Below are 20,435 nucleotides of genomic sequence, written 5' to 3'. Positions count from 1 at the left end.
GAATACAAAACACAAGGATATTAAGATTATATATTATATTGAAAGTTAGTTTTAAGGAGGATTTACTATGTTATATAAGGAGATATATTCATTTTCTCCAACTAGAAAAATAGAAAATGATATTAAAGATTTTTTATTAAAATATAATCAGAAGCCTACATATAAACATTCAATTCGTGTAGCAAATGAGGCGAGGAAAATTGCAAAAATGTTTTATGAAGATGAAGAAAAAGCAGCGATTGCGGGATATTTACATGATATTAGTGCAATTTTTCCAAATGAAGTACGGATTGTAGTTGCTGAAGAATTTGGAATAGAGATATTAGAAGAAGAACGAAAATTCCCAATGATTATTCATCAAAAACTTTCGAGAGTAATCGCAAAAGAGATATTTAAAGTGCATGATGAAGAGACTTTAGATGCAATTTGTTGCCATACCACACTGCGTAAACATGCAACGAAGATGGATTTAGTGTTATTTGTTGCTGATAAAATAGAATGGGATCAAAATGGGACACCACCATACTTAGTAGAAGTAAAAAAGGGGTTAGAAAAATCTTTAGAACATGCAGCTTTTGCATATATTTCATATTTGTGGGATAGAAAAGATACGTTGAAAGTATTACACCCTTGGCTAGAAGATGCATATTGGCAGTTAAAAGAAATTGTAGAGTAGAAAGAATATAAAATACAGTTAAAAGAATATATGAATGAAATATTTACTGGGGTTACATTAGTACCATACATATAATAAACACTTATTTGAAGATATATTTTCAAAAGAAGATAAAGTGTTTTTAATAGCAAATGTTTATTGACTTAAAAAGGGAAATATAAAAAATCCACAGAAAATAAATATATAGTCTATTTATTCAAAAAGAGATTTAAAATATCATACAAGACAAGAAACAATACTTTTTTATTTGAAAATGAAGAAACTGACTTGTATTGTACATATCAATTTTCATTAAAATATTTCGCTGGTGATATAAAGTATAAACGACTTATTAAAGCGGCGAATCATGAAGATTTACCAGGTCTTTATCCTCGTTTAGGACGCAAAAAAAGAAATTTCTTATCCAGATGTATTTCTCATAAATGCAACAAAAGATATTATCATGTTTATGTATGATGATAGAGGAAGTGAAGTAATTTCGAAGAATAAAGAAACAATACGAAATTTATATGAGAAATATAAAGAGTGGATTCCAGATTATAAAAGAGAAAGCGTAGATAAATTATTTAAATGACAGTGAGGGAAGTGAAGTTTGTAATGAAACGTATTGCAATCGTAGCCGCTTGGGAACCTGAACTTACGTATTTGCATCAATCTTATCCAAGTGAACGCATTGAAAAAAGAGCAGCTTGGGAATTTCATTTTCATACTATAAATGATCTGGAAATTATTTCAGTTATAACTGGTGTTGGCAAGGTTAGTTGTGCTAGTTGTGTACAATTACTAATTAGTGAGTTTCAGCCTGATGAGTTATTTATGACAGGAATATGCGGAAGTCTATCAAACAAAGTAAAAAATGGTCATATTGTAGTTGCACTAAGCACAATACAACACGATGTTACTGCTGCTGGTTCAGGCGAAGATGTTTTTAACTTATATAATGGTAGAACGGCACCTATCGAAACAACAAAATCACTTGTAAGAAGAATAAAAAAGATACGATCTTATGATCCGATTCATTTTGGTACATTTTTATCTGGAGATCAACGTATCCGTAGTTCGGAAATGAGATATTTACTGCATACTGTATACGGAGCATTGGCAGTTGATCAAGAGGTCGCAGCATTTGCTTATGTATGTCAAATCAATAAGAAGCCTTTTTTATGTTTAAAAGCTGCTTCAGATCAAGCAAATGATAAAACGAAAGAGGAACAAAAAATATTTAAAATGTTAGCATGTGAACGAGCTTGCGAGCATTTAATTGCTTTTTTACATGTGTATGAGATCAATGTAGTAAATCATAGATAGTAAGAGGGGCTTAATATTGGAAGTACAAATAAAATAGCTATTTTAGGTGCGAACGGAAAAGCCGAAAAAATTCTTGTAAATGAAGCGTTAGAAAAGGGATATCAAGTAAAAATATTAACGAGAAACTCTACAAATACAGAGAAAATAAATAAAAATATAGAGACTATTATTGGGGATGCACGTAACTTTTTAACGATACAAGACTTACTTCAAGGTTGTAGTGCTGTAATTAATGCGGTAGGTCAACCGAAAAATGAATCTTACATTTTTAGTACAGTAACGAAGCATATTTTAGAAGCGATGAAGGAGTTTAAAATAAAAAGATATATTGTAATTTCCGGAGGTTCTTTAAATGTTACGGGAGATCAGAAGAGAATTGTAAATAAAATAGGAGCTACTTTGTTTAAATTGTTTTTACCAAAAATGATGCAAGATAAATATAAAGAATTACAAATTATCCAAAGTAGTAAAGTAGATTGGACAATTGTTAGATTACCATTTGTTATAGAGGGAAATGGTATTGGACGTATAAACGAGAGTTTAGTAGATATGCCAGGAATCAAAATTCAAAATAGTGATATTGCACCATTTGTTATAAAATAAATTAATAGTGACAGATATGTAGGGAAGTGCCCGTTTATTTCAAATTAAATGGTAGGATTAAAAATTAAAGAATGATGGGTAGAGTGGAGCTAGTACATTTTATGTATTTGTATGTTAAGTTTAACACGAGTAAGTGGGGGATAATTTTATATGATTCAATACAAAAGATGCAGTGAAGTAAATATAGATTTAGTGTATGAAGCTTTTAGGGATGGGTTTTCAGATTATATTATTAAGATGGAAGTTTCAAAAGAAGATTTTATAAAAAGATTTTTTGGAGCAGAAGGGAATTCGTTAGAACACTCGTTTCTTTCTTTAGACGGTGACAAGCCAGTTGGTGTAATACTTGGTGGGATAAAGGATTATGAAAATATAAAAACAATGCGCTGCGGTACATTAGCGGTTCATCCGAATTATCGTGGTGTTGGTGTGAGTCAAATGTTATTTGAACTGCATAAAGAAGAGGCGCTTCAAAATGAGTGTAAGCAACTTTTTCTTGAAGTCATTGTAGGTAATGACCGAGCGATTCGTTTTTATAATAAATTAGGCTATGAAAAAGTGTACGATCTATCTTATTATAATTTAAAAGATATGACTAAAATAATACATAAAGAATGTAAAGGAATTGAAGTAAAACAATTAGAATTCCCTGCTTTTAAAGTTGAAATTCAGAAATGGTTACACTTCCATATAAATTGGCAAAATGATATGGACTATATTGAAAAAACAAATAATTCATTTTACGGCGCATATGTCAATAATGAGTTAAAAGGTGCTATATGTATAAATGAACAAGGTAAAATTAGTTTTATTTTCATAGACAAAGAGTATAGAAATCGTAGTATTGGATCAAAATTATTACAAGTAGCAAGAGGTGAGTTGAATTTAGAAAGTTTATCAATTGGATTTCCAAATAACAATTTACTAGAAGGGTTTTTAAAGAAAACTGGATTTGAAAAGAATTCTTTAGCACAATATGAAATGTATTTATTGATATAATAAGCGGGAGAATTTATTCTTTCGCTTTTTATTTTTGTACTATATTGATATTTTACTTTGTATAATATTCTTTTTTTATGTAGAATAGATAGGATGGAGGGGATGAAATGAATAATGGATTAAAGTTTAAGATTTTTGAATTGCATTCTTTCGTTCAAAGAACTTATTCTGATATGAAAATAGCATGCGATATTGCTATTTATCAAGAAAACACTTCTAAATATTTAATTTCATTAGGTTTTTTAAATAAATCATACATGACTTATATAGAAACAAAAAGATTTTATCGTGAAAATGAAGAGCTTGTAAGTGTAGAATTTGATAATTTCTTTGATACATATGATATATTAGAACAGGAGTTAAAAAAAGTTATTTCAACTGAAGATAAGAATCCTTCATTGTTACATAGTAGATTTGATCAGTTTCAGCAGAAAGTTGAAAATATAAATGATCTAATAAAAGTAATGCAAAATGCTCGTTAATGAATGCTTTTTCTGTTTTATATAGAAATTATGCATTAAAAATATATTAGGGGTATTACATATTGAAGAGGTGACTTTTGTTGATTACAGAAGTCATCTTTTTACATTAGAAATAGATTGTATAAATTTTAGTAATTTCATATTTTAGGAAATCATAAGAGGGAAATAACATGAAAAATAAAAAAGAAATAGCTATAGTTGCATTAACAACAGGATTAGCTTTGACAAGCATAGTACCATACGAGCAAGGTTATGCGGAGGAAACGGATCAAATGCAAGTTGATATTCAAGAGGATTCGTTCCGTACAGGTGAACTTACAAAACCATCACAAAAAACGCCAGAGAACGTAGTGAAAGATGCACTTAAGGAAAAGACGGAACATGCTTTGTCTCCAAAACAAGTTAGTGGAGACAAAGGGGTAGATTACAAGGTTCTTCAAAAACGTGGTTCATATGATGGGACTACACTTGTTCGTATGCAACAAATATATGAAGGTAAAGAAGTATACGGACACCAATTGACTGCTCATGTAGATAAAAAGGGTATTATTAAAAGTGTTTCAGGGGAAAGTGCACAAAACTTAGAAAAAGAAGATTTAAAGAATCCTATTAATTTATCAAAAGAAGAAGCAAAACAATATATTTATACGAAGTACGGAAATGATATTCAATTTATTTCTGAGGCAGAAGTTAAGGAAGTTATTTTTGTTGATGAAAATCGTGGGCAAGCTACAAATGCATATCAAGTTACATTTGCAGCTGCCACACCAAACTATGTATCTGGAACTTATTTAGTGGATGCTCATAGTGGTGATATGTTGAAAAATATGGTGCAAGAGTCAGATTTAAAAGTAAATGAAGAGCGTGTTGAAGCTATTCAGGAGAGTAAAAAAAGTAATTTTAAATCATTAACCGGGACTGGAAAAGATGATTTAGGAATAACTCGTACATTCGGTATTTCTGAACAAAGTAACGGGAAATATGCGCTTGCTGATTATACAAGAGGGCAAGGAATTGAGACGTATGATGTAAATTATAGAGATATTACTTTTGAAGAAAAATATTATCCTGGTATATTAACAACTAGCACATCAACAACATTTAATGACCCAAAAGCGGTAAGTGCTCATTTCTTAGCGACAAACGTATATGATTTTTATAAAGACAAATATAAGCGTAATAGTTTTGATAATAAAGGGAAAAAAGTAGTTTCAGTTGTACATGCATGGGATTCTGGAGAAACAAGTGATCCTAAAAATTGGGGGAATGCATTTAGCGCTAATATTAACAATGTTAGTATGCTTATATATGGTGATCCAATGGTTAGATCGTTTGACATAGCGGGTCACGAATTTACACATGCGGTTACATCTAGTGAATCTAATCTTGAATTTTTTGGAGAATCTGGAGCAATTAATGAGGCGTTATCTGATATTATGGGAACGGCTATTGAGAAATATATAAATAATGGGGAATTTAATTGGACAATAGGAGAACAAAGTGGATCAGTTCTCCGTAATATGAAAAATCCATCTTCAGTCAAATTTTTTAATGGAGTACCGTATCCAGATGATTATAGCAAATACAGTGATTTAAACGGAGAGGATAATGAGGGCGTTCATTTCAACTCAAGTATTATTAATAAAGTCGCGTATTTAATTGCACAAGGTGGCACTCATAACGGTGTAACTGTAAATGGTATTGGTGAAGATAAAATGTTTGATATTTTCTATTATGCAAATACTGATGAATTGAACATGACTTCTAATTTCTCTGAATTAAGATTAGCGTGTCTTAAAGTTGCAACAAATAAATATGGGGCAAATTCCATTGAGGTTGAAACGGTCCAAAAAGCTTTTGATGCAGCAAAAATTAAAGGAACAGTGAAAGAAAACGAAAAAACTGAGGCAAACCAAGTCCCAGAGCTAACAGTACCGCCAACAATTACACTACGTGTCGGTGATAAGTTTGACCCAATGAGCAATATAAAAGCTATTGATAAAGAAGATGGTGATTTAACAAATCGAGTAGAACATAAAGGTGATGTAGACACTTCTAAACCAGGCAAATACATTGTGGATTACTCTGTCGTTGATTCTCAAGGTGGGAAAGCAACGGTAACACAGACCGTAATTGTAGAGAGGGATGGAGAAACATCAGATCTAAAACCTACATTAACAGTTCCTATTGCAACGACAATTACTGTAGGAGAATCATTCGATCCGATGGCAAAAGTAAAAGCTATTGATAAAGAAGACGGCGATCTTACTTCTAAAGTAAAAGTTGAGGGGGAAGTAGATACCTCTAAAGTCGGTACTTACATAGTAACGTATACAGTTACAAATTCTAAAGGCCATGAAGAAATTGCGAAACAAACTGTAACAGTCACAGGTAGAGAAGAAGTTAAGAATGACATACCAATACTAAAAGTACCTTCTACAACTACAATTACTAAGGGAGATGAATTCAATCCAATGGTAGGTGTATCAGCTACGGATAAAGAAGATGGTGATCTTACTTCTAAAGTAGTATATAAAGATATTGGAGATACCACTAAAGTTGGTACTTTTGAAATAATATATAGTGTCACAGATTCTGTAGGTAATAAGGTACATGCCATACAAAAAGTATTAGTGAAGGATACAGACGCTAGCAAAGCTAAAGGTAGTACTAATAACAGTAATAACGGTAATATCCAAAACAACAGTAATTCTGATAAAAAAGAATCTACATATAAAGAGCTTCCAAACACGGGGGGCAGTACAACTAATAGTACAACAATGGGCTTATGGATGGTTTTTGCAGGTATAGTGTTCACTTTAGTTCGCAAATTTAGAAAAATATAAAAGTAGATAGTACAGCTTATTCGTTTGAAGAAGGTGTAAGAGCTGCTGAAATTTGCTATGAATTTTTAAAGCAAGAGGGCCATATTCGGTGCGGTGTTCCTGATGCATTTTTCCGAGATGAGGCGTACCAAAAGATAGTTCAAATAGGTGGACCTGGCCCAAAAGATCACCCAGCAGCAAGTCATAAAATTGTCCATACCTATAAAACACTAACGAAAATGTTTGAAACTGCTGGATTTGAGGTAGTTTTACTTGAATATTGTGATGAAAATGGTCAGTTTTATTATAATGAATGGGATGCAAACGACGGTGTTATTTTCCGTTCGAAAAGGTATGATTCTAGAAATAAAGGTGATAAACTTGGTTTTCCATCGTTAATTGTTGATGCGATTAAGCGGTAAATCATTCAACAAAAACAGGAGTAATTCTATAAATTTATGAGTCGCAAATGCGGCTCTTTTTATTTGAGCGTAAGTCTATATTTTGGGAAGAAACGTGCATAAATGATATTTATTTTTCAAGATTATTTAAATTGATTTAGAAAAGATTAAAGTTTTTCTCATCACGTTTAACTTTTAATTACTACTTCGTTTATATAAAGATTTATTTTATATTTATATTCGTGTAAAATAAATTAAGAACATACATTCTATATAGGGGCAATCAATATGATAGCTGAAATCGGGAAACTAACTAATGGATATATTGTAAAATTTGAACGTCATTTTTCATATTCGATAGAAGAAGTTTGGTCAGTTTTAACAGAAAATAGTAAGTTAAAAAAATGGATGTCCAATTTGCAGATTGAAAGCCTTAAAACAAATGGTGTAATAAAGTTCGACATGATGGATGGTTCATTTATAAATATTGATATTATAGAGTGTCAACAAAACTCAGTGCTTGAATTTACTTGGGATAAAGATCGGGTCCGATTTGAAATACATAAAGAGGATAATGGAACCCTTTTACTTCTCCAAGAATATATTCACGAATTAACTGATCATACACCGAAAGATATAGCTGGTTGGCATATTTGTTTAGATCTTTTTTCTGCCGTTCTAGAAGGAGAAGAAAAAGAATTTTCTAAAGATAAATGGCAACAATGGTTTGAAATATATAAAGATAAGGTAAGGTTCTTGAAGTAAGAGGGTAATAACGTTAAAAGTTATATTAATTATGTAATTATTATATTGTAAAAATAATTGTTAAGATTAAAAATGGTTGATGAGTGGTATTGTTGTTTGTTAATCTTTTTGTTTTATTGTCTGTTTTTTTGCATTTAACAGAAATATATACTTGAATGAAGTATATATTTCTGTTAAATTTATCCTATGGATAGAACGAGTTTAATTAAAGGGCATTTAGAAATGTGTGTATTATCTATTTTGTCAAAAAAGAAAAGTTATGGTTATGAGATTATGAAAGAGCTAGAAGTACACAATTTAAAATTGAAAGGAGTAGGAAGTATTTATCCAATTTTAACTAAGTTAAAAAATCAAGATTGGGTTAATACTTATCAAGAAGTAACAGACAGTGGTAAAGTTAGAATTTATTATGAAATTAATGAAAACGGTAAAATACGTCTTGAGAAGAAAATTAATGAGTGGTTAGAATTGCAATCGGATATTCAAACATTATTAAAAAGCGGTTTGAAAGGAGACCTTCTGAAATGAGGAATAGATTGATAGGTAAAGAAAAGCAATTTTTAACAGACGTACTAAAGGAATTAAAGCAATACGATATTAGTTTAGAAGAAAGGGAAAATATAAAGCGACAAATATTAGAACATATTCAAGAATGTCGTGAACATGGTGAAGATAGTATAGATGATTTAGGTACCCCCCAATTATTTGTTCAAGATTTTTTAGAAATAAATGAAATTGATTTACAAGTTAAAATGAAACAACTTCAAAATGAAAAAGGAAAATACAACACATTTGTCTTACGTGGCATATTCATCGCATTTATTACTTACCTCATCTCGCAAACTACATTTTCAATATTTTTAACTGAATCATTTAACCAAACTAATAGTAAAGCTATATTTGATTATAATATTTTATATCGTATATCAGAGAATCAATGGTGGAACTCATTATTAATAATGAGTAGTTTTACAATCTCTGTAGTAGTATTTATTAGTTTAGTAAATTATAAAAAAAGAAAGCTATCTAAAGTATAATGAAGAAAACTATCTATAAATTATTCCAAATATGTATTCTTTGTAATGTATTAGTATTATGTATCGTTCATCCAAAAGTGTATGCTCAGCAAAATATTAAAGCTACTTTAGATAAGTATATTGAAGAATTTATAAATGAACAGAATATTCCAGGAGCTTCTGTTGCAATTGTACATAATAAAGAAGTATTCTTCACAAAAACGATGGGGGTTACTGGAGAATCTGAAAAAAAGGTAACTAGTAAAACTCCATTTGCAATCGGCTCAATAAGTAAATCTTTAACAGCTTTAGCTATAGTGAAATTAATAGAAGATAAAAAAATAAAATTAGAAGATCCAGTTCAACGATATCTCCCTTGGTTTAAACTAAAAGATTCTCAAATATCCTCAACTATAACAATCCAACATCTACTAACTCATACAAGCGGAATCAACACATATGAAGGCTTAGCATTATCAGATAAGCAATCCAAAAGTTCTACAGCATTAAAAGAAAATGTAATGGAGCTTTTAAATGTAAAAGTAACTGCTCCACCAGGTGAAAAATATCAATATAGTAATGCAAATTATATTGTGTTAGGCGCACTTATTGAAGAAGTCACAAATGAAATATATTCATCATATATGGAAAAGTATATTTTTCAGCCGTTAAATATGAATGGCGCGGCAGCAAGTAAAGAAATTGCATATGAAAAAGGCTATTTAACAGGTTATCAGTCGTGGTTTGGCATACCAAGAAAAAGTGTAGTGTCCTATGATAATGCCGGGGCACCATATGGTTATATTACCGCGAATTTGGAAGATATGATTCAATTCATTATGTTTTTGAATCGCCAAGAAAATCCTCAATTTTTAAAGCAAGAAAACATGAATCTTTATCTTTCACCACTTTATCAAACAAATTCAGAAAAAAGTTATGGTTTTGGATTAAGAACAACAAATATAAATGAAAGCGAAACGATGATTTGGCATTCAGGATCAACGCCCGATGCTCGTGCAGAAATATTTACTTTAAATAAAAGTGGCTGGAGTGGTGTGATTTTAACAAATAAAAATCATGTATTAGAAGAAACCGCACTATCAGAATTGAAAAAGGGGATTATTAGTATTTTGAATGGAGAAGAACCGGTTGATATCCCTAAAAATATACCATTAACACAAATTATTATGTTGATAGTTACACTCATACTTTTCGTAATATCAATTATGTTAATTAAAAAGTATAAACATATGAAAACTGTAAAAAAGGTAATTTGGTTATCTATAGGGGGTCTATCGCTACTATTATCTATTACATTCATCCCACTACTTACTTATAGTACAAGTTCACCATGGCGGACGATTAAAATATTTGCGCCAGACGTAGCTTTAGTTACAAGTATTATTGTAACTTTATTAGCTGTGAACGGACTAATATCAATTCGTATAGCCTTAAGAAGGAAAAAAGTATAAGGGGAAATAATTAAAGAAATATAATTCAAGTGTTATAAACGGTTGACTCTCACACAATGTCATTGTTTAAGATAAAATTGAGCTTCGAAGTAGATGTAATTTATAGGAGGAAATCATGTTTAAAATAGGAGACTTTTCAAAACTATCTTCCATTAGTATACGTATGTTGAGACACTACGATAAAGTGGAATTATTACAACCAGTAAAAGTCGATGAACAAAGTGGTTATCGATACTATGCAGCAGCACAGCTAAAGAAAGTAAATCAAATTCAAACATTAAAAGATATGGGATTTAATATTGCAACTATTAAAGAAATAATAGAATGCGATAATATAGATAGCATAAAAGAGCAATTTTTAAATCGTAGTGTTCAAATTAAAGAAGACATGTATAACCTCCAAAAACAATTACGTCTCCTCGAAGACTCAATGAAAACGATGAGAGAGGATGTTGTTGAGATGAATTATCATGTTTCAATAAAAGAAATTCCAGAAAGAACTGTAGCTAGTGTTAGAAAGATTATTCCATCGTATAATTGCGAAGGTGATTTATGGAGTATATTAATGCAAGAAATTCAAATGGAGAATATTAGTATTGACCATCCGAGTTATAGTATTGCGGTTTTCCATGATCGTGAATACAAAGAAAATGATGTAGATATAGAAATACAGCTAAGTATTCTAGGGAAGCACGAAAATACAAAAGACGTTACATTTAAAAATGTGGAATCAGCTAATGTAGCTTCTATAACAGTTAATGGAAGTTATGAACAGATGACAGCTGTAAATGAAGCTGCGGCAAAATGGATTGAGACAGAGGGTTACGAATTAGCAGGTCCAATGTTTAATATTTATCATGTGAGCCCAGCGATGGAATCGGATGCTAATAAATGGGTTACAGAAGTTTGTTATCCAGTTAAATGATTGTAAAGAAAAAAGGCATTATAATATGCCTTTTTTCTTTATAAACTTATCCGTAATTGCAATTAACCAATCATAGTTATCTTTCCTTCTATTATAGTTTTCGTATCGGACTATATAAAGCAATAAAGACTTCAATTAATTTAGTAAAAGCAGCTAAAGCAAATACAAAGACAGGATTATAAGCTGAAATAATACCTCCTACTAACGCTCCAAGTGGCATAGCTAATCGTGTAAGTACACGTGAAAACCCTAAAACTCTCCCTTGCATATTTGATGGAACTGTTTCCTGGCGAACGGTGGCTACAATTGTATTCCATGCAATATTGCAAGTCATTGCAATACCGAAAGCAATTCCGGGAGCAAGCCAATATCTACTCCAAAGCGCAAAAGTTAAACCAATTACTCCAACAAATAGGAGTAATGGAATTAGAAGACCGCGTTGCAATCTCTTTTCTAAAGGAACTGCAATCAAGCTTCCTAAGAGCCCGCCTATTCCAATTAGTGAATAATTAAAGCCACTTTGTTCCGGCGTAAGTTGCAATGTGGATAGTAAATAATACATGAACACACCTAAAACCGCACTTGCTCCAAAGTTTCCAATCATAGCTTGAAAAGATAAAGCTAAATTTAAACGGTCATTTTTGAGCCATTTACATCCATTAACCAAATCAGCTAGTACATTTTGAAGTGTATTTTTATCTTGGCATTTCTTGTTTACGGTTTTCATAGACGGTAATAATATCACAGCAATTAATGTTGCAATAAATGAAAGAACATTAATCCAAAGCATCTGAAAGCCGCCAATAAAAGAAATGAAAACCCCAGCTATCATTGGACCAAATAAACTAGCCAATTGATTAACCATTTGATAGAAAGAATTGGCCTTCGTTAAGGATGCTCCAGCAATTTGCGGAATGACTGTAACAGTTGTTACATCAAAAAGCATGGACATAACTGCTAACATAAAAGTAATTATGTATAAATGCCAGATTTGTAATAGATGTAATGAATGTAGTATTGGAACAAGACTTACTAAAATAATATTAGTAATATCCGCTACCAAAAGTAACTTTTTTCGATCATAACGATCAATTATTACACCAACTAAAGGGCCAAATAAAACGATTGGCAATACGTTAATAGCAAATAAAGAACTCATAATTACAGCTGAACCGGTTAATTGATAGGCAATCCAAGGTAACGCAAAAGTATATAGTGAATCCCCAATTCGTGAAATGAGTAAACCCAAAATAAAAATCTTGTATTCTTTAGTAAAAGTTGTCTTTACGGTAAGGCTACGTTCTTGCGTAAGTTTCACACTGTTTATACCACCTTTATTATAGAGAAATTTGAAAATAATTCGTCCAATACTTGTCATATATAGAATTCTTTAATTTTTTGGTTAATCCTACTTTTTACATGTATTTTAAGGAGGAAATAAAAATGAAGAATGTAAAAGCAGTCTGTACTGTTTTAAATAGTATGTGTGGTTGGGGAGAGATGTAGATTACACACATAAATAAACCATAAAAATGTTATGTAAACTATTTGTGCATATGGAATATATTTTCCTTATAATTTGTATTTTATAATATATAATAGAAAGTAATTAAGGGCGGTTATTTGAAAGGAGTGATGTTTTATGAACAAACAGAAGAAAATCAAGCATGAGGTAAAAATAAATTGAGTATGCGTATCATACCTCTATCAACTACGTTCGCTCAAAGCTAGGAGCAGCACATGATAAATATTAAAATTGGAAAAAATCAATACCCATTAACATTGGCTGAGGAGCATAATTTTGATTGGTTAAAGGATGTAGAAGTGTTTACTGTGTTTGATCAGCAAGATTCAGGAAATATTAGCTTTGGTATTATTGAAAATGGAAAACGTTATTTTTTGAAGTATGCAGGTGCACGCAATTTAGAATACAAAGGCAAGATAGAGGACGCGATCCAACGATTAATGAAGGCAAAAGAAGTGTATGAACAAATTCAACATCCTTTACTAGTTCCATATATTAATCCTATTCAAATGCAAAACGGATTTTGTTTAAGGTTTCATTGGATTGATGGGGAATGCATGCACAATCATTGGGACTTTACACCGTTTGAAAAGCACCATGCACCAAATTCGCCTTTTGTTAAGCTAAGACAATTATCAGTGACGGAGAGACTTAACATATTGACACAAATTTTTGAGTTTGCAGCCTATGTGGAGTCATTAGGATATGTCATGGTTGATTTTTATGACGGTAGTATTTTATATAATTTTGAGCAATCAAAACTTACGATCTGTGATATTGATTTCTTTCAAAAAAAACCTGTATTCAATAAAGTTGGGGAGGATTTTTGGGGAGCAGGTCGTTTCAAAGCACCTGAAGAATATGAACTGCATGCACAAATTACAAGCGAAACGAATGTGTATGTGTTAGCCGGAATTGCTTTTGCTTTTATTGGCGGGAAAAATGATAAAAGCTATGAGAAATGGGAGAGCACACTAGAATTATATAATATGTGTAAAAAAGCTCTACATAAAGAAAAAAATAAAAGATATCGCACTGTTCAAGCGTTTTATGAAGATTGGCTGGCATATATAGGGGAAATTGGTGGATCTTTTTCACAAAGAATCAATAGCATAAGCGTTAATAGAGGGGAAAATACAAAATGAACGAATTAGAGTACAAAAACTTTTATGATAAAGTAGGAAGAGTAAATGGATGGGATTTTAGTAAAATAAAATGTGAAACTGTAGGAGATTCATGGGACTTTTACGGGGAAGTGAAAGAAAGATGTAAACTTTCAGACACCCTACTTGATGTTGGTACAGGTGGAGGAGAAAATGTACTTAATATAGCATCTTCAGCTAAACTGTTAATTGGAATTGATAATTCTAACGGCATGATTGAAACGGCACATTCCAATTTTAAAAAATCAGGTGTACAAAATGTTGAGTTTTTTCAAATGAATTCTGAAGCGTTAACGTTTCCGCCTGCCCATTTTGATATCGCTTCTAGTTGTCACGCACCGTTTATAGCATCTGAGTTAGCAAAAGTAATGAAACAAGGTGCTTTTTTCTTAACACAACAAGTAAGCGAACATGATAAATTAAATCTTAAGGAAGCATTTGGGCGAGGACAATGCTTAGGTGAAAGAGATGGCATATTAAAAGAAAAGTATATGAGTGAACTTATTAGTGCAGGATTTGAACTCGTGCAAGTACGTGAATATGATGTGACTGATTATTACAGAACGCCTGAAGATCTTATTTTCTTATTAAAACATACGCCTATTATTCCTAATTTTGGAGAAGAGGCAGAAGATTTTACTATTTTACAAAGTTTCATTGATGTTAATAGTTCTGAAAAAGGGATTCGTACGAATTCAAAAAGATTTATGATTATTGCTGTAAAATCTTAATGTATTTTATTGTAAAAGCAGCTTTTCGTTTAAGGAAAGGCAGCTTTTTTATATAGGAACAATGCAGGGGAAACTTGAAAAAATAAAAATAAGTAAAGTGTTAATCAAAAAAATGAAATATGGAGGATAATGGTGTTGAAATGTTACTGTACTAGCAATGAAAGAAGCTAACATATTCATACTAAAGTTGTAGTTTTTATATGAAAAATCCATCCTTCCGTTTGATTTTATCTATTTATAATTGTAATACAATACGAATAGATAGTATGAAATAGGGGGACGTAAAATGATTACACATATTTCTGATATAAAACTACAAACTGTTTCCATAGAAGGGGTAAAACAAGTTTATAGGGACGTATTATCTTTTCCAATAAAAAAAGAAACAGCATCCTACATTCAATTTGAAGTAACACCATATACAACAATTAGTTTTCAAGAAGTGTATGAGCCAATTGCACCTGCGCACTTCGCCTTTGAAATTTCATATTCAAAATTTCATGAAACAGCAAAATGGCTTGAAAAGTCTGGGTTACTCATTGTGAAATGGAAAGATGGAAATATAATTGGTGAGGAGAATAATCTATTCAATTTATACTTTAAAGACGGAGATGGAAATCTTCTCGAAATTATTGCACATAGTTATGTTAAAGAAGATGTATTAATACCGCATTCACCATTAAACGTTTTATATGTAAGGGAAATCGGTCTTCCCGTTAAAAGTGTACCTGTATTTACGAAATGGTTAAAATCAAATCTAGATATGAAAACGATGGAAGATGGGGATATTTTTAACTTTGTTATAGGTGGCACTGCATACATTGTCGCAACTTGGTGGCAGCGACCATGGATTCCGATTGCGATGAAAGCTTTACCACCGAAAGTACATGTTTCTTTTGGAACACCAGATCAAGCATTTTTACAACGCATACAAAATAACTTGAAGAAAAATAGTGTTCCATATGAATGTAAACATAATGAAGTATCATTTATTCAGCAAGGATATTCATTTACGATCTTGCATACACCAAATCTCCATGCTGATATTCCAAGTAAATTAAACTTACCGCTTTCTATTTAAGGATGGAAAGTGGTAAGTTTTTTTGTATAGTCGTGAAGAAGGTTTTAGCTAGGGTTATAGTGAATGTAAAGAGAAGTATAAGATGTTATTCTAATTTATGTTAAGGGGAGAAATGAAGTGGTTTTAGGTAATCCAATTGCAAAAGGGAATACAGCGGAAATTTATCTATATGATAATAAGATTGTGAAATTATTTAAAGAATATCTTCCAGATACAGAGTCTATGAATGAAGCAAAAAAACAAAAATATGCTTATTCATGCGGGCTGCCAGTTCCAAACGTATTTGAAGTGATAAAGATACAAAATAGACAGGCAATTATTATGGAATACATAAAAGGGGATAGTATTGGTAATCTCCTGCTTAATAATTTAAATAAAGCAGAGCATTACATATGTTAAACTCAATATAAATAAGGAAGGAGAGTTTAATATGAATATTTCTAGAAAAATAGAGGTTGAGCAATTACGAAATGCGAAGAGCGAGCTGTTTGATAAAGATGTATTAAACATATTGAATGGTCAAATGATGTATGAAGAATTTAAAAATGAAAAGCTAATGGGTGATTCTGATTACGCACCATTTAATGAAGCGATGTGTGTAAACCAAGTTACTACACTAGTTTTTGATAAAGAATTTATTAAGACAAGGGCAGCAGGACATAACAGTTCAGTAGAAAGTTACACAAAAAAGGTTATAGATCCATTAAAGAAACTTTTTACGAAAGAGTATAAATGTATTGTTTTATGGTTTGGTGAAGATATGTTTTGTCAAATGAACTTACTTACAATACTTTCATACCTTGAACAGTCTCGTTATGAGGGGAAGGTATACTTAAATAGCTTCAGAGAAGATGAATTTAAAGTAAATCAAATTGAACTTGAATTAGGAAATTATTCTTCGGTATACAATGAAGTATTAGTAAATCATAAAAAGACTTTCTATAAGGTACCACCTGTAATGTATCAGGCTATAGATCTATATTTAAAAATGCTAAAAGAAGATAATGCTGTAATGAAATTTATCTCTAAAAATAAAGATTTATCAACTCAAAAATTATTAACAAAGTTGTTTCAACTATTTCCAACAATCGGATATGGTGATTCTCAGTATATAGAGGTGATTAATAAAATAAAGAAGAAAGCTACACCAAAAATATAGGTGCAGCTTTCTTCTTATAATTGCTCAAGTAATTCTAATTCTTTTTCTACAAATGCCATTAGTTCCTTAATTGTTTCGCTAGAAAAATCAAAACGAATTCCAGCAGCTTCATATACTTCTGTTAAAGATTTAGAGCTACCTAATGATAAGGCCTTTTTATAATTTTCAAGTGCTTGCTTGGGATCCTCTTTATATTGTTTATACATTTGTAATGCACCAAGTTGGGCGATCGCATATTCAATATAATAAAATGGTACTTCAAAGATATGGAGTACAGGTAACCAACTCGTTGCTATCCAGTTTTCGTAGCCATCAATATGTATGACGCTAGACTGATAATGTTTTTGAAGTTGTAAGTATTTTTCATTTCTTTCTTCAGAAGTATGACTTGGATTTTCATACAGCCAGTGTTGAAATTGATCGACAATAAGCATAATAGGTAAATATGAAATAACATCTTTAAAGAAGTTAATTTTTGCTTGTTTTAAATCTTTTTTGTCTGTATAGAAGGTATCCCAATAATTAAGCGAGAATAACTCCATTGTCATACTAGCTAGTTCAGCTGTTTCAGCTGGAATTTCTATATACTGTCGTAATTTTAATGGTTTTATAAGTTCGTTATGAATACTATGACCCATTTCATGTATAAAAGTGATAATATCATCTTGTGTATAATTTAAGTTCATAAAAATAAATGATAATTGTGAAGCTGGTAAGTACTCACAAAAGCCTCCAGATGCTTTTCCTTTGCGGCTTGTTAAATCAAGACAATCGTGTTTATACATTCGGTTTAATAGTGTTGAAAATTCAAGATCTAGTTTGTTAAAGATATGAGTGCTCTTTTCAATTAAATCATTTTCATTTGCAATTGGTTTAAGTACTTTTTGATCTGGAGTTACAGCTGATACATCCCACGGGCGAAGCGTATCCACTTGCAGTTTCTCTTTTTTCTCTAGTAATATTTTATCTTTAAGAGGCACAACATACTTACGTATGGATTCAGCTAGTTCATAGCAATCTTTCGCTGAATAATCAAAACGCTCGTATTTTTTGAACATATAATCGCGATAATTCTCTAGTTGAATATTTTTTGCTTTTTGATGGCGAATTTCAATTAATTGATTTAATATGTTTTGGAGTTCTTTTTCAACAGATAAAAATTGTTCAGAAATAATGGTTTTGGCCTTTTTACGGATGTCACGATTCGAATCTTGTAAATAGGATTGTAATTCTGTTATCGTTTTTTCTTCTCCGTCCCAAATTCCAATTAATCCTCCAGTGATTTCAAAGTACTCTGTGACTAATTTGTCTTCCTTTACTTCTAATTCAATATTTTCCTCACAAAATAACTTTTGAGCATTTTTTATTTTTGCATCCAACAAACCATATACGTTAGAATCTAATTCCATTCGAAAAGGTGACTCTAAATATTTATTATCCAATAAATTTTGGTACCGTTTTAAAAGTGGCTTTACAAATTGTTGATCATGTTCAAAAGTATCCTTTATTTTTTCATCATCCGTATTACATTGAAAGGCGATATAATGTGCTCTTAATTGTTCTTCGATTTCCCAAATCACTTTTGACTGCTCTTTTAACCAGTTTTCTAGGTCTAGCTTTGAAGAAATCATTTCATTCAATAAAGTAGAAAGAGTATTTTCTAATTCTAGAACGTTACTAATATCAATCGTATTTAAACGCTGCATGACATATCCCTCACTTTTTATTTGTTCATGAAGATATTCTATTTATTAATTGTAATTTCCTTGTTAAGAGGAGGAAATGTGAAATAATGTTAAAATTAAAAATGATAGAAAGGATGTATTTCTTTTTACTTTATAATGACTGTGAGAATGAGGGACCTTTTAAATACTTCTATAAGGGAGTGAAAGAATGTATAAGTATTTACATATTTTAAATGATATAGAAAAAATGATTCAACATGGAGAGATAAAAGAAGGACAGAAATTACCATCAATACGGTCACTCGTTGCGCAATATGAATGTAATAAGGCAACAGTTATACGTGCGCTTCATGAATTAGAAAAGCGTCACATTATATATTCTGTCCCTCAAAGTGGATACTACGTTGTTAAGAAATCTGGGAGTACTATAGAAAATAAAGAGATAATTGATTTCGCTTCTTCAGCACCAGATCCAGATGTTTTCCCATATTTAGATTTTCAGCATTGCATTAATAAGGCTATTGATACTTATAAAAATGATTTGTTCGTATACGGAACACCGAAAGGCTTACCATCTTTAATTCCAGTCATTCAAAAACAGTTGGCAAATTATCAAGTGTTCACGAAAGAAGACAATATTTTTATAACGTCAGGCGTGCAACAGGCACTTGCAATATTAACTTCTATCTCATTTCCAAATGAAAATGAAACAATATTAGTTGAACAGCCAACGTATCATTTATATATAGAATATCTAGAAATAAATAAAGTTCCAGTAATTGGTATTAAGCGTACGAATGAAGGTATTGACTTAAATGAATTGGAACGTATTTTTCGAACAGGTAAAATAAAATTCTTTTATACAATACCAAGATATCATCATCCGCTTGGAACTTCTTATTCTAAAGACGAGAAAGAAAAGATCGTGTTATTGGCTAAGAAATATAATGTATTTATAGTGGAAGATGATTATTTAGCAGATTTAGAAACAGATTCAAAAGCCGATCCATTATATAGCCTGGATCATGGTAATCATGTCATATATTTAAAGAGTTATTCGAAAATTATTTTTCCAGGTTTACGAGTTGGTGTAGCAGTTATTCCACCGATTATTTCGAGTGCTTTCCATACATATAAAAAGATTTTAGATATCGATAGCCCAATGATATCCCAAGCTGCTTTAGAAATTTATATAAAGAGTGGCATGTTCGAACGCCATAAAAATAAAATTCAATCTTCCTATAATAATAGATCTAAAAAACTAGCAGAAGCATTAGAAAGGATGCATAGTGAAAACCCGCTTCTATTCACATATAAAAAGCAAAATACAATTGGAATCCATACTTGTTTAGAAGTACATAAAACAAGTATTTCGGACATGTTGATACAAAGACTAAGTGAAATACAAATCAGTATTGATTCGATTGATAAAAATTATGTGAGAGGTTTTCCGAAACAAAGACTATTAAAGTTAAACGTATCGAATGTAAAGGAAGATAGGATTGAGGAAGGAATTCGTAAAGTAGTGGAGGAAATCAAACAAGTGGAACGTCTAAATTTTCAATTTAAAAAAAGAATAAAATGAATAAGGAGGTTTGTTGTGAGGCGTAAAATAATTC

17 protein-coding genes and 4 pseudogenes are annotated in these 20,435 nt (G+C 31.1%); 19 read left to right on the top strand and 2 right to left on the bottom strand.

Annotation, left to right across the window (positions count from 1 at the left end; translation table 11 throughout):
* The first annotated feature begins 67 nt into the window (after positions 1-67).
* The 13 genes and pseudogenes from yqeK (at position 68) to BAQ46_RS04715 (ending at position 11,472) form a co-directional block, all read left to right on the top strand.
* Positions 68-676 (top strand): bis(5'-nucleosyl)-tetraphosphatase (symmetrical) YqeK, encoded by a 609-nt coding sequence (gene yqeK, locus BAQ46_RS04775; protein ID WP_071741700.1) that lies wholly within the window; start codon positions 68-70, stop codon positions 674-676.
* Positions 677-688: 12 nt separating this feature from the next.
* Positions 689-1,250 (top strand): annotated as a pseudogene (locus BAQ46_RS31015) (DUF3885 domain-containing protein).
* A complete protein-coding gene (locus BAQ46_RS04765; RefSeq protein ID WP_071741698.1) occupies positions 1,247-1,984 on the top strand; it encodes a phosphorylase family protein in 738 nt (245 codons plus the stop codon). The pseudogene BAQ46_RS31015 and the gene BAQ46_RS04765 overlap by 4 nt, the downstream one beginning before the upstream one ends.
* 15 nt (positions 1,985-1,999) lie before the next feature.
* Positions 2,000-2,587, top strand: coding sequence for an SDR family oxidoreductase (locus BAQ46_RS04760; RefSeq protein WP_071741697.1), 588 nt, complete (start codon positions 2,000-2,002; stop codon positions 2,585-2,587).
* Positions 2,588-2,737: 150 nt separating this feature from the next.
* On the top strand, positions 2,738-3,586 hold the full coding sequence (locus BAQ46_RS04755) for a GNAT family N-acetyltransferase (RefSeq protein WP_071741696.1): 849 nt from the start codon (positions 2,738-2,740) through the stop codon (positions 3,584-3,586).
* Positions 3,587-3,693: 107 nt separating this feature from the next.
* Positions 3,694-4,068 (top strand): hypothetical protein, encoded by a 375-nt coding sequence (locus tag BAQ46_RS04750; RefSeq protein ID WP_001059029.1) that lies wholly within the window; start codon positions 3,694-3,696, stop codon positions 4,066-4,068.
* Positions 4,069-4,238: 170 nt separating this feature from the next.
* The gene (locus BAQ46_RS04745; RefSeq protein WP_071741695.1) at positions 4,239-6,914 is read left to right on the top strand and encodes a M4 family metallopeptidase; all 2,676 of its coding nucleotides are present in this window, start codon (positions 4,239-4,241) and stop codon (positions 6,912-6,914) included.
* A gap of 20 nt (positions 6,915-6,934) precedes the next feature.
* Positions 6,935-7,315 (top strand): annotated as a pseudogene (locus BAQ46_RS04740) (class I SAM-dependent methyltransferase); the annotation flags it as partial.
* Positions 7,316-7,582: 267 nt separating this feature from the next.
* A complete protein-coding gene (locus BAQ46_RS04735) occupies positions 7,583-8,059 on the top strand; it encodes an SRPBCC family protein (RefSeq protein ID WP_071741694.1) in 477 nt (158 codons plus the stop codon).
* A 186-nt stretch (positions 8,060-8,245) separates the two neighbouring features.
* A complete protein-coding gene (locus tag BAQ46_RS04730; protein ID WP_001997521.1) occupies positions 8,246-8,587 on the top strand; it encodes a PadR family transcriptional regulator in 342 nt (113 codons plus the stop codon).
* Complete coding sequence (locus BAQ46_RS04725) at positions 8,584-9,096, top strand: hypothetical protein (protein ID WP_002080533.1); 513 nt, start codon at positions 8,584-8,586, stop codon at positions 9,094-9,096. Before BAQ46_RS04730 ends, BAQ46_RS04725 begins: the two co-directional genes overlap by 4 nt.
* Complete coding sequence (locus BAQ46_RS04720; RefSeq protein WP_000751423.1) at positions 9,096-10,547, top strand: serine hydrolase domain-containing protein; 1,452 nt, start codon at positions 9,096-9,098, stop codon at positions 10,545-10,547. The genes BAQ46_RS04725 and BAQ46_RS04720 overlap by 1 nt, the downstream gene beginning before the upstream one ends.
* Positions 10,548-10,662: 115 nt before the next feature.
* On the top strand, positions 10,663-11,472 hold the full coding sequence (locus tag BAQ46_RS04715; RefSeq protein WP_000472643.1) for a MerR family transcriptional regulator: 810 nt from the start codon (positions 10,663-10,665) through the stop codon (positions 11,470-11,472).
* Between the two features lie 91 nt (positions 11,473-11,563).
* On the opposite strand, the gene BAQ46_RS04710 is transcribed toward BAQ46_RS04715, so the two are convergent.
* Positions 11,564-12,790 (bottom strand): MFS transporter, encoded by a 1,227-nt coding sequence (locus tag BAQ46_RS04710; protein WP_071741693.1) that lies wholly within the window; start codon positions 12,788-12,790, stop codon positions 11,564-11,566.
* A 422-nt stretch (positions 12,791-13,212) separates the two neighbouring features.
* Between BAQ46_RS04710 and BAQ46_RS04705 the strand changes: the two genes are divergently transcribed.
* The 5 genes and pseudogenes from BAQ46_RS04705 to BAQ46_RS04690 all read left to right on the top strand — a co-directional run.
* Positions 13,213-14,142: a serine/threonine protein kinase gene (locus BAQ46_RS04705; protein WP_048557845.1), complete on the top strand. Its 930-nt coding sequence runs from the start codon at positions 13,213-13,215 to the stop codon at positions 14,140-14,142.
* A complete protein-coding gene (locus BAQ46_RS04700; protein WP_071741692.1) occupies positions 14,139-14,891 on the top strand; it encodes a class I SAM-dependent methyltransferase in 753 nt (250 codons plus the stop codon). Before BAQ46_RS04705 ends, BAQ46_RS04700 begins: the two co-directional genes overlap by 4 nt.
* A gap of 286 nt (positions 14,892-15,177) precedes the next feature.
* The gene (locus BAQ46_RS04695) at positions 15,178-15,972 is read left to right on the top strand and encodes a VOC family protein (RefSeq protein WP_000627958.1); all 795 of its coding nucleotides are present in this window, start codon (positions 15,178-15,180) and stop codon (positions 15,970-15,972) included.
* Between the two features lie 117 nt (positions 15,973-16,089).
* Positions 16,090-16,365 (top strand): annotated as a pseudogene (locus BAQ46_RS29345) (aminoglycoside phosphotransferase); the annotation flags it as partial.
* Positions 16,361-17,131: pseudogene (locus BAQ46_RS04690) on the top strand (AraC family transcriptional regulator); the annotation flags it as partial. The pseudogenes BAQ46_RS29345 and BAQ46_RS04690, both read left to right, overlap by 5 nt.
* A 14-nt stretch (positions 17,132-17,145) precedes the next feature.
* Here the strand turns inward: BAQ46_RS04690 and BAQ46_RS04685 are convergent.
* Positions 17,146-18,837, bottom strand: a complete 1,692-nt coding sequence (locus BAQ46_RS04685) for a M3 family oligoendopeptidase (RefSeq protein WP_071741691.1) — start codon at positions 18,835-18,837, stop codon at positions 17,146-17,148.
* Positions 18,838-19,024: 187 nt separating this feature from the next.
* On the opposite strand from BAQ46_RS04685, the gene BAQ46_RS04680 reads away from it, so the two are divergent.
* Positions 19,025-20,401 (top strand): aminotransferase-like domain-containing protein, encoded by a 1,377-nt coding sequence (locus tag BAQ46_RS04680; RefSeq protein ID WP_061130296.1) that lies wholly within the window; start codon positions 19,025-19,027, stop codon positions 20,399-20,401.
* Positions 20,402-20,435: the final 34 nt, after the last annotated feature.

The organism is Bacillus paranthracis (genome assembly GCF_001883995.1).
Classification (GTDB): domain Bacteria; phylum Bacillota; class Bacilli; order Bacillales; family Bacillaceae_G; genus Bacillus_A; species Bacillus_A paranthracis.
This window is presented reverse-complemented; position numbering and strand designations above follow the sequence as displayed.

Excerpts from the sequence above, each read along its gene's own strand:
- yqeK (WP_071741700.1), top strand. The coding sequence starts at position 68 with ATGTTATATAAGGAGATATATTCATTTTCTCCAACTAGAAAAATAGAA.
- BAQ46_RS04765 (WP_071741698.1), top strand. The coding sequence starts at position 1,247 with ATGACAGTGAGGGAAGTGAAGTTTGTAATGAAACGTATTGCAATCGTA.
- BAQ46_RS04755 (WP_071741696.1), top strand. The coding sequence starts at position 2,738 with ATGATTCAATACAAAAGATGCAGTGAAGTAAATATAGATTTAGTGTAT.
- BAQ46_RS04750 (WP_001059029.1), top strand. The coding sequence starts at position 3,694 with ATGAATAATGGATTAAAGTTTAAGATTTTTGAATTGCATTCTTTCGTT.
- BAQ46_RS04745 (WP_071741695.1), top strand. The coding sequence starts at position 4,239 with ATGAAAAATAAAAAAGAAATAGCTATAGTTGCATTAACAACAGGATTA.
- BAQ46_RS04735 (WP_071741694.1), top strand. The coding sequence starts at position 7,583 with ATGATAGCTGAAATCGGGAAACTAACTAATGGATATATTGTAAAATTT.
- BAQ46_RS04730 (WP_001997521.1), top strand. The coding sequence starts at position 8,246 with ATGGATAGAACGAGTTTAATTAAAGGGCATTTAGAAATGTGTGTATTA.
- BAQ46_RS04725 (WP_002080533.1), top strand. The coding sequence starts at position 8,584 with ATGAGGAATAGATTGATAGGTAAAGAAAAGCAATTTTTAACAGACGTA.
- BAQ46_RS04720 (WP_000751423.1), top strand. The coding sequence starts at position 9,096 with ATGAAGAAAACTATCTATAAATTATTCCAAATATGTATTCTTTGTAAT.
- BAQ46_RS04715 (WP_000472643.1), top strand. The coding sequence starts at position 10,663 with ATGTTTAAAATAGGAGACTTTTCAAAACTATCTTCCATTAGTATACGT.
- BAQ46_RS04705 (WP_048557845.1), top strand. The coding sequence starts at position 13,213 with ATGATAAATATTAAAATTGGAAAAAATCAATACCCATTAACATTGGCT.
- BAQ46_RS04700 (WP_071741692.1), top strand. The coding sequence starts at position 14,139 with ATGAACGAATTAGAGTACAAAAACTTTTATGATAAAGTAGGAAGAGTA.
- BAQ46_RS04695 (WP_000627958.1), top strand. The coding sequence starts at position 15,178 with ATGATTACACATATTTCTGATATAAAACTACAAACTGTTTCCATAGAA.
- BAQ46_RS04685 (WP_071741691.1), bottom strand. The coding sequence starts at position 18,837 with ATGCAGCGTTTAAATACGATTGATATTAGTAACGTTCTAGAATTAGAA.
- BAQ46_RS04680 (WP_061130296.1), top strand. The coding sequence starts at position 19,025 with ATGTATAAGTATTTACATATTTTAAATGATATAGAAAAAATGATTCAA.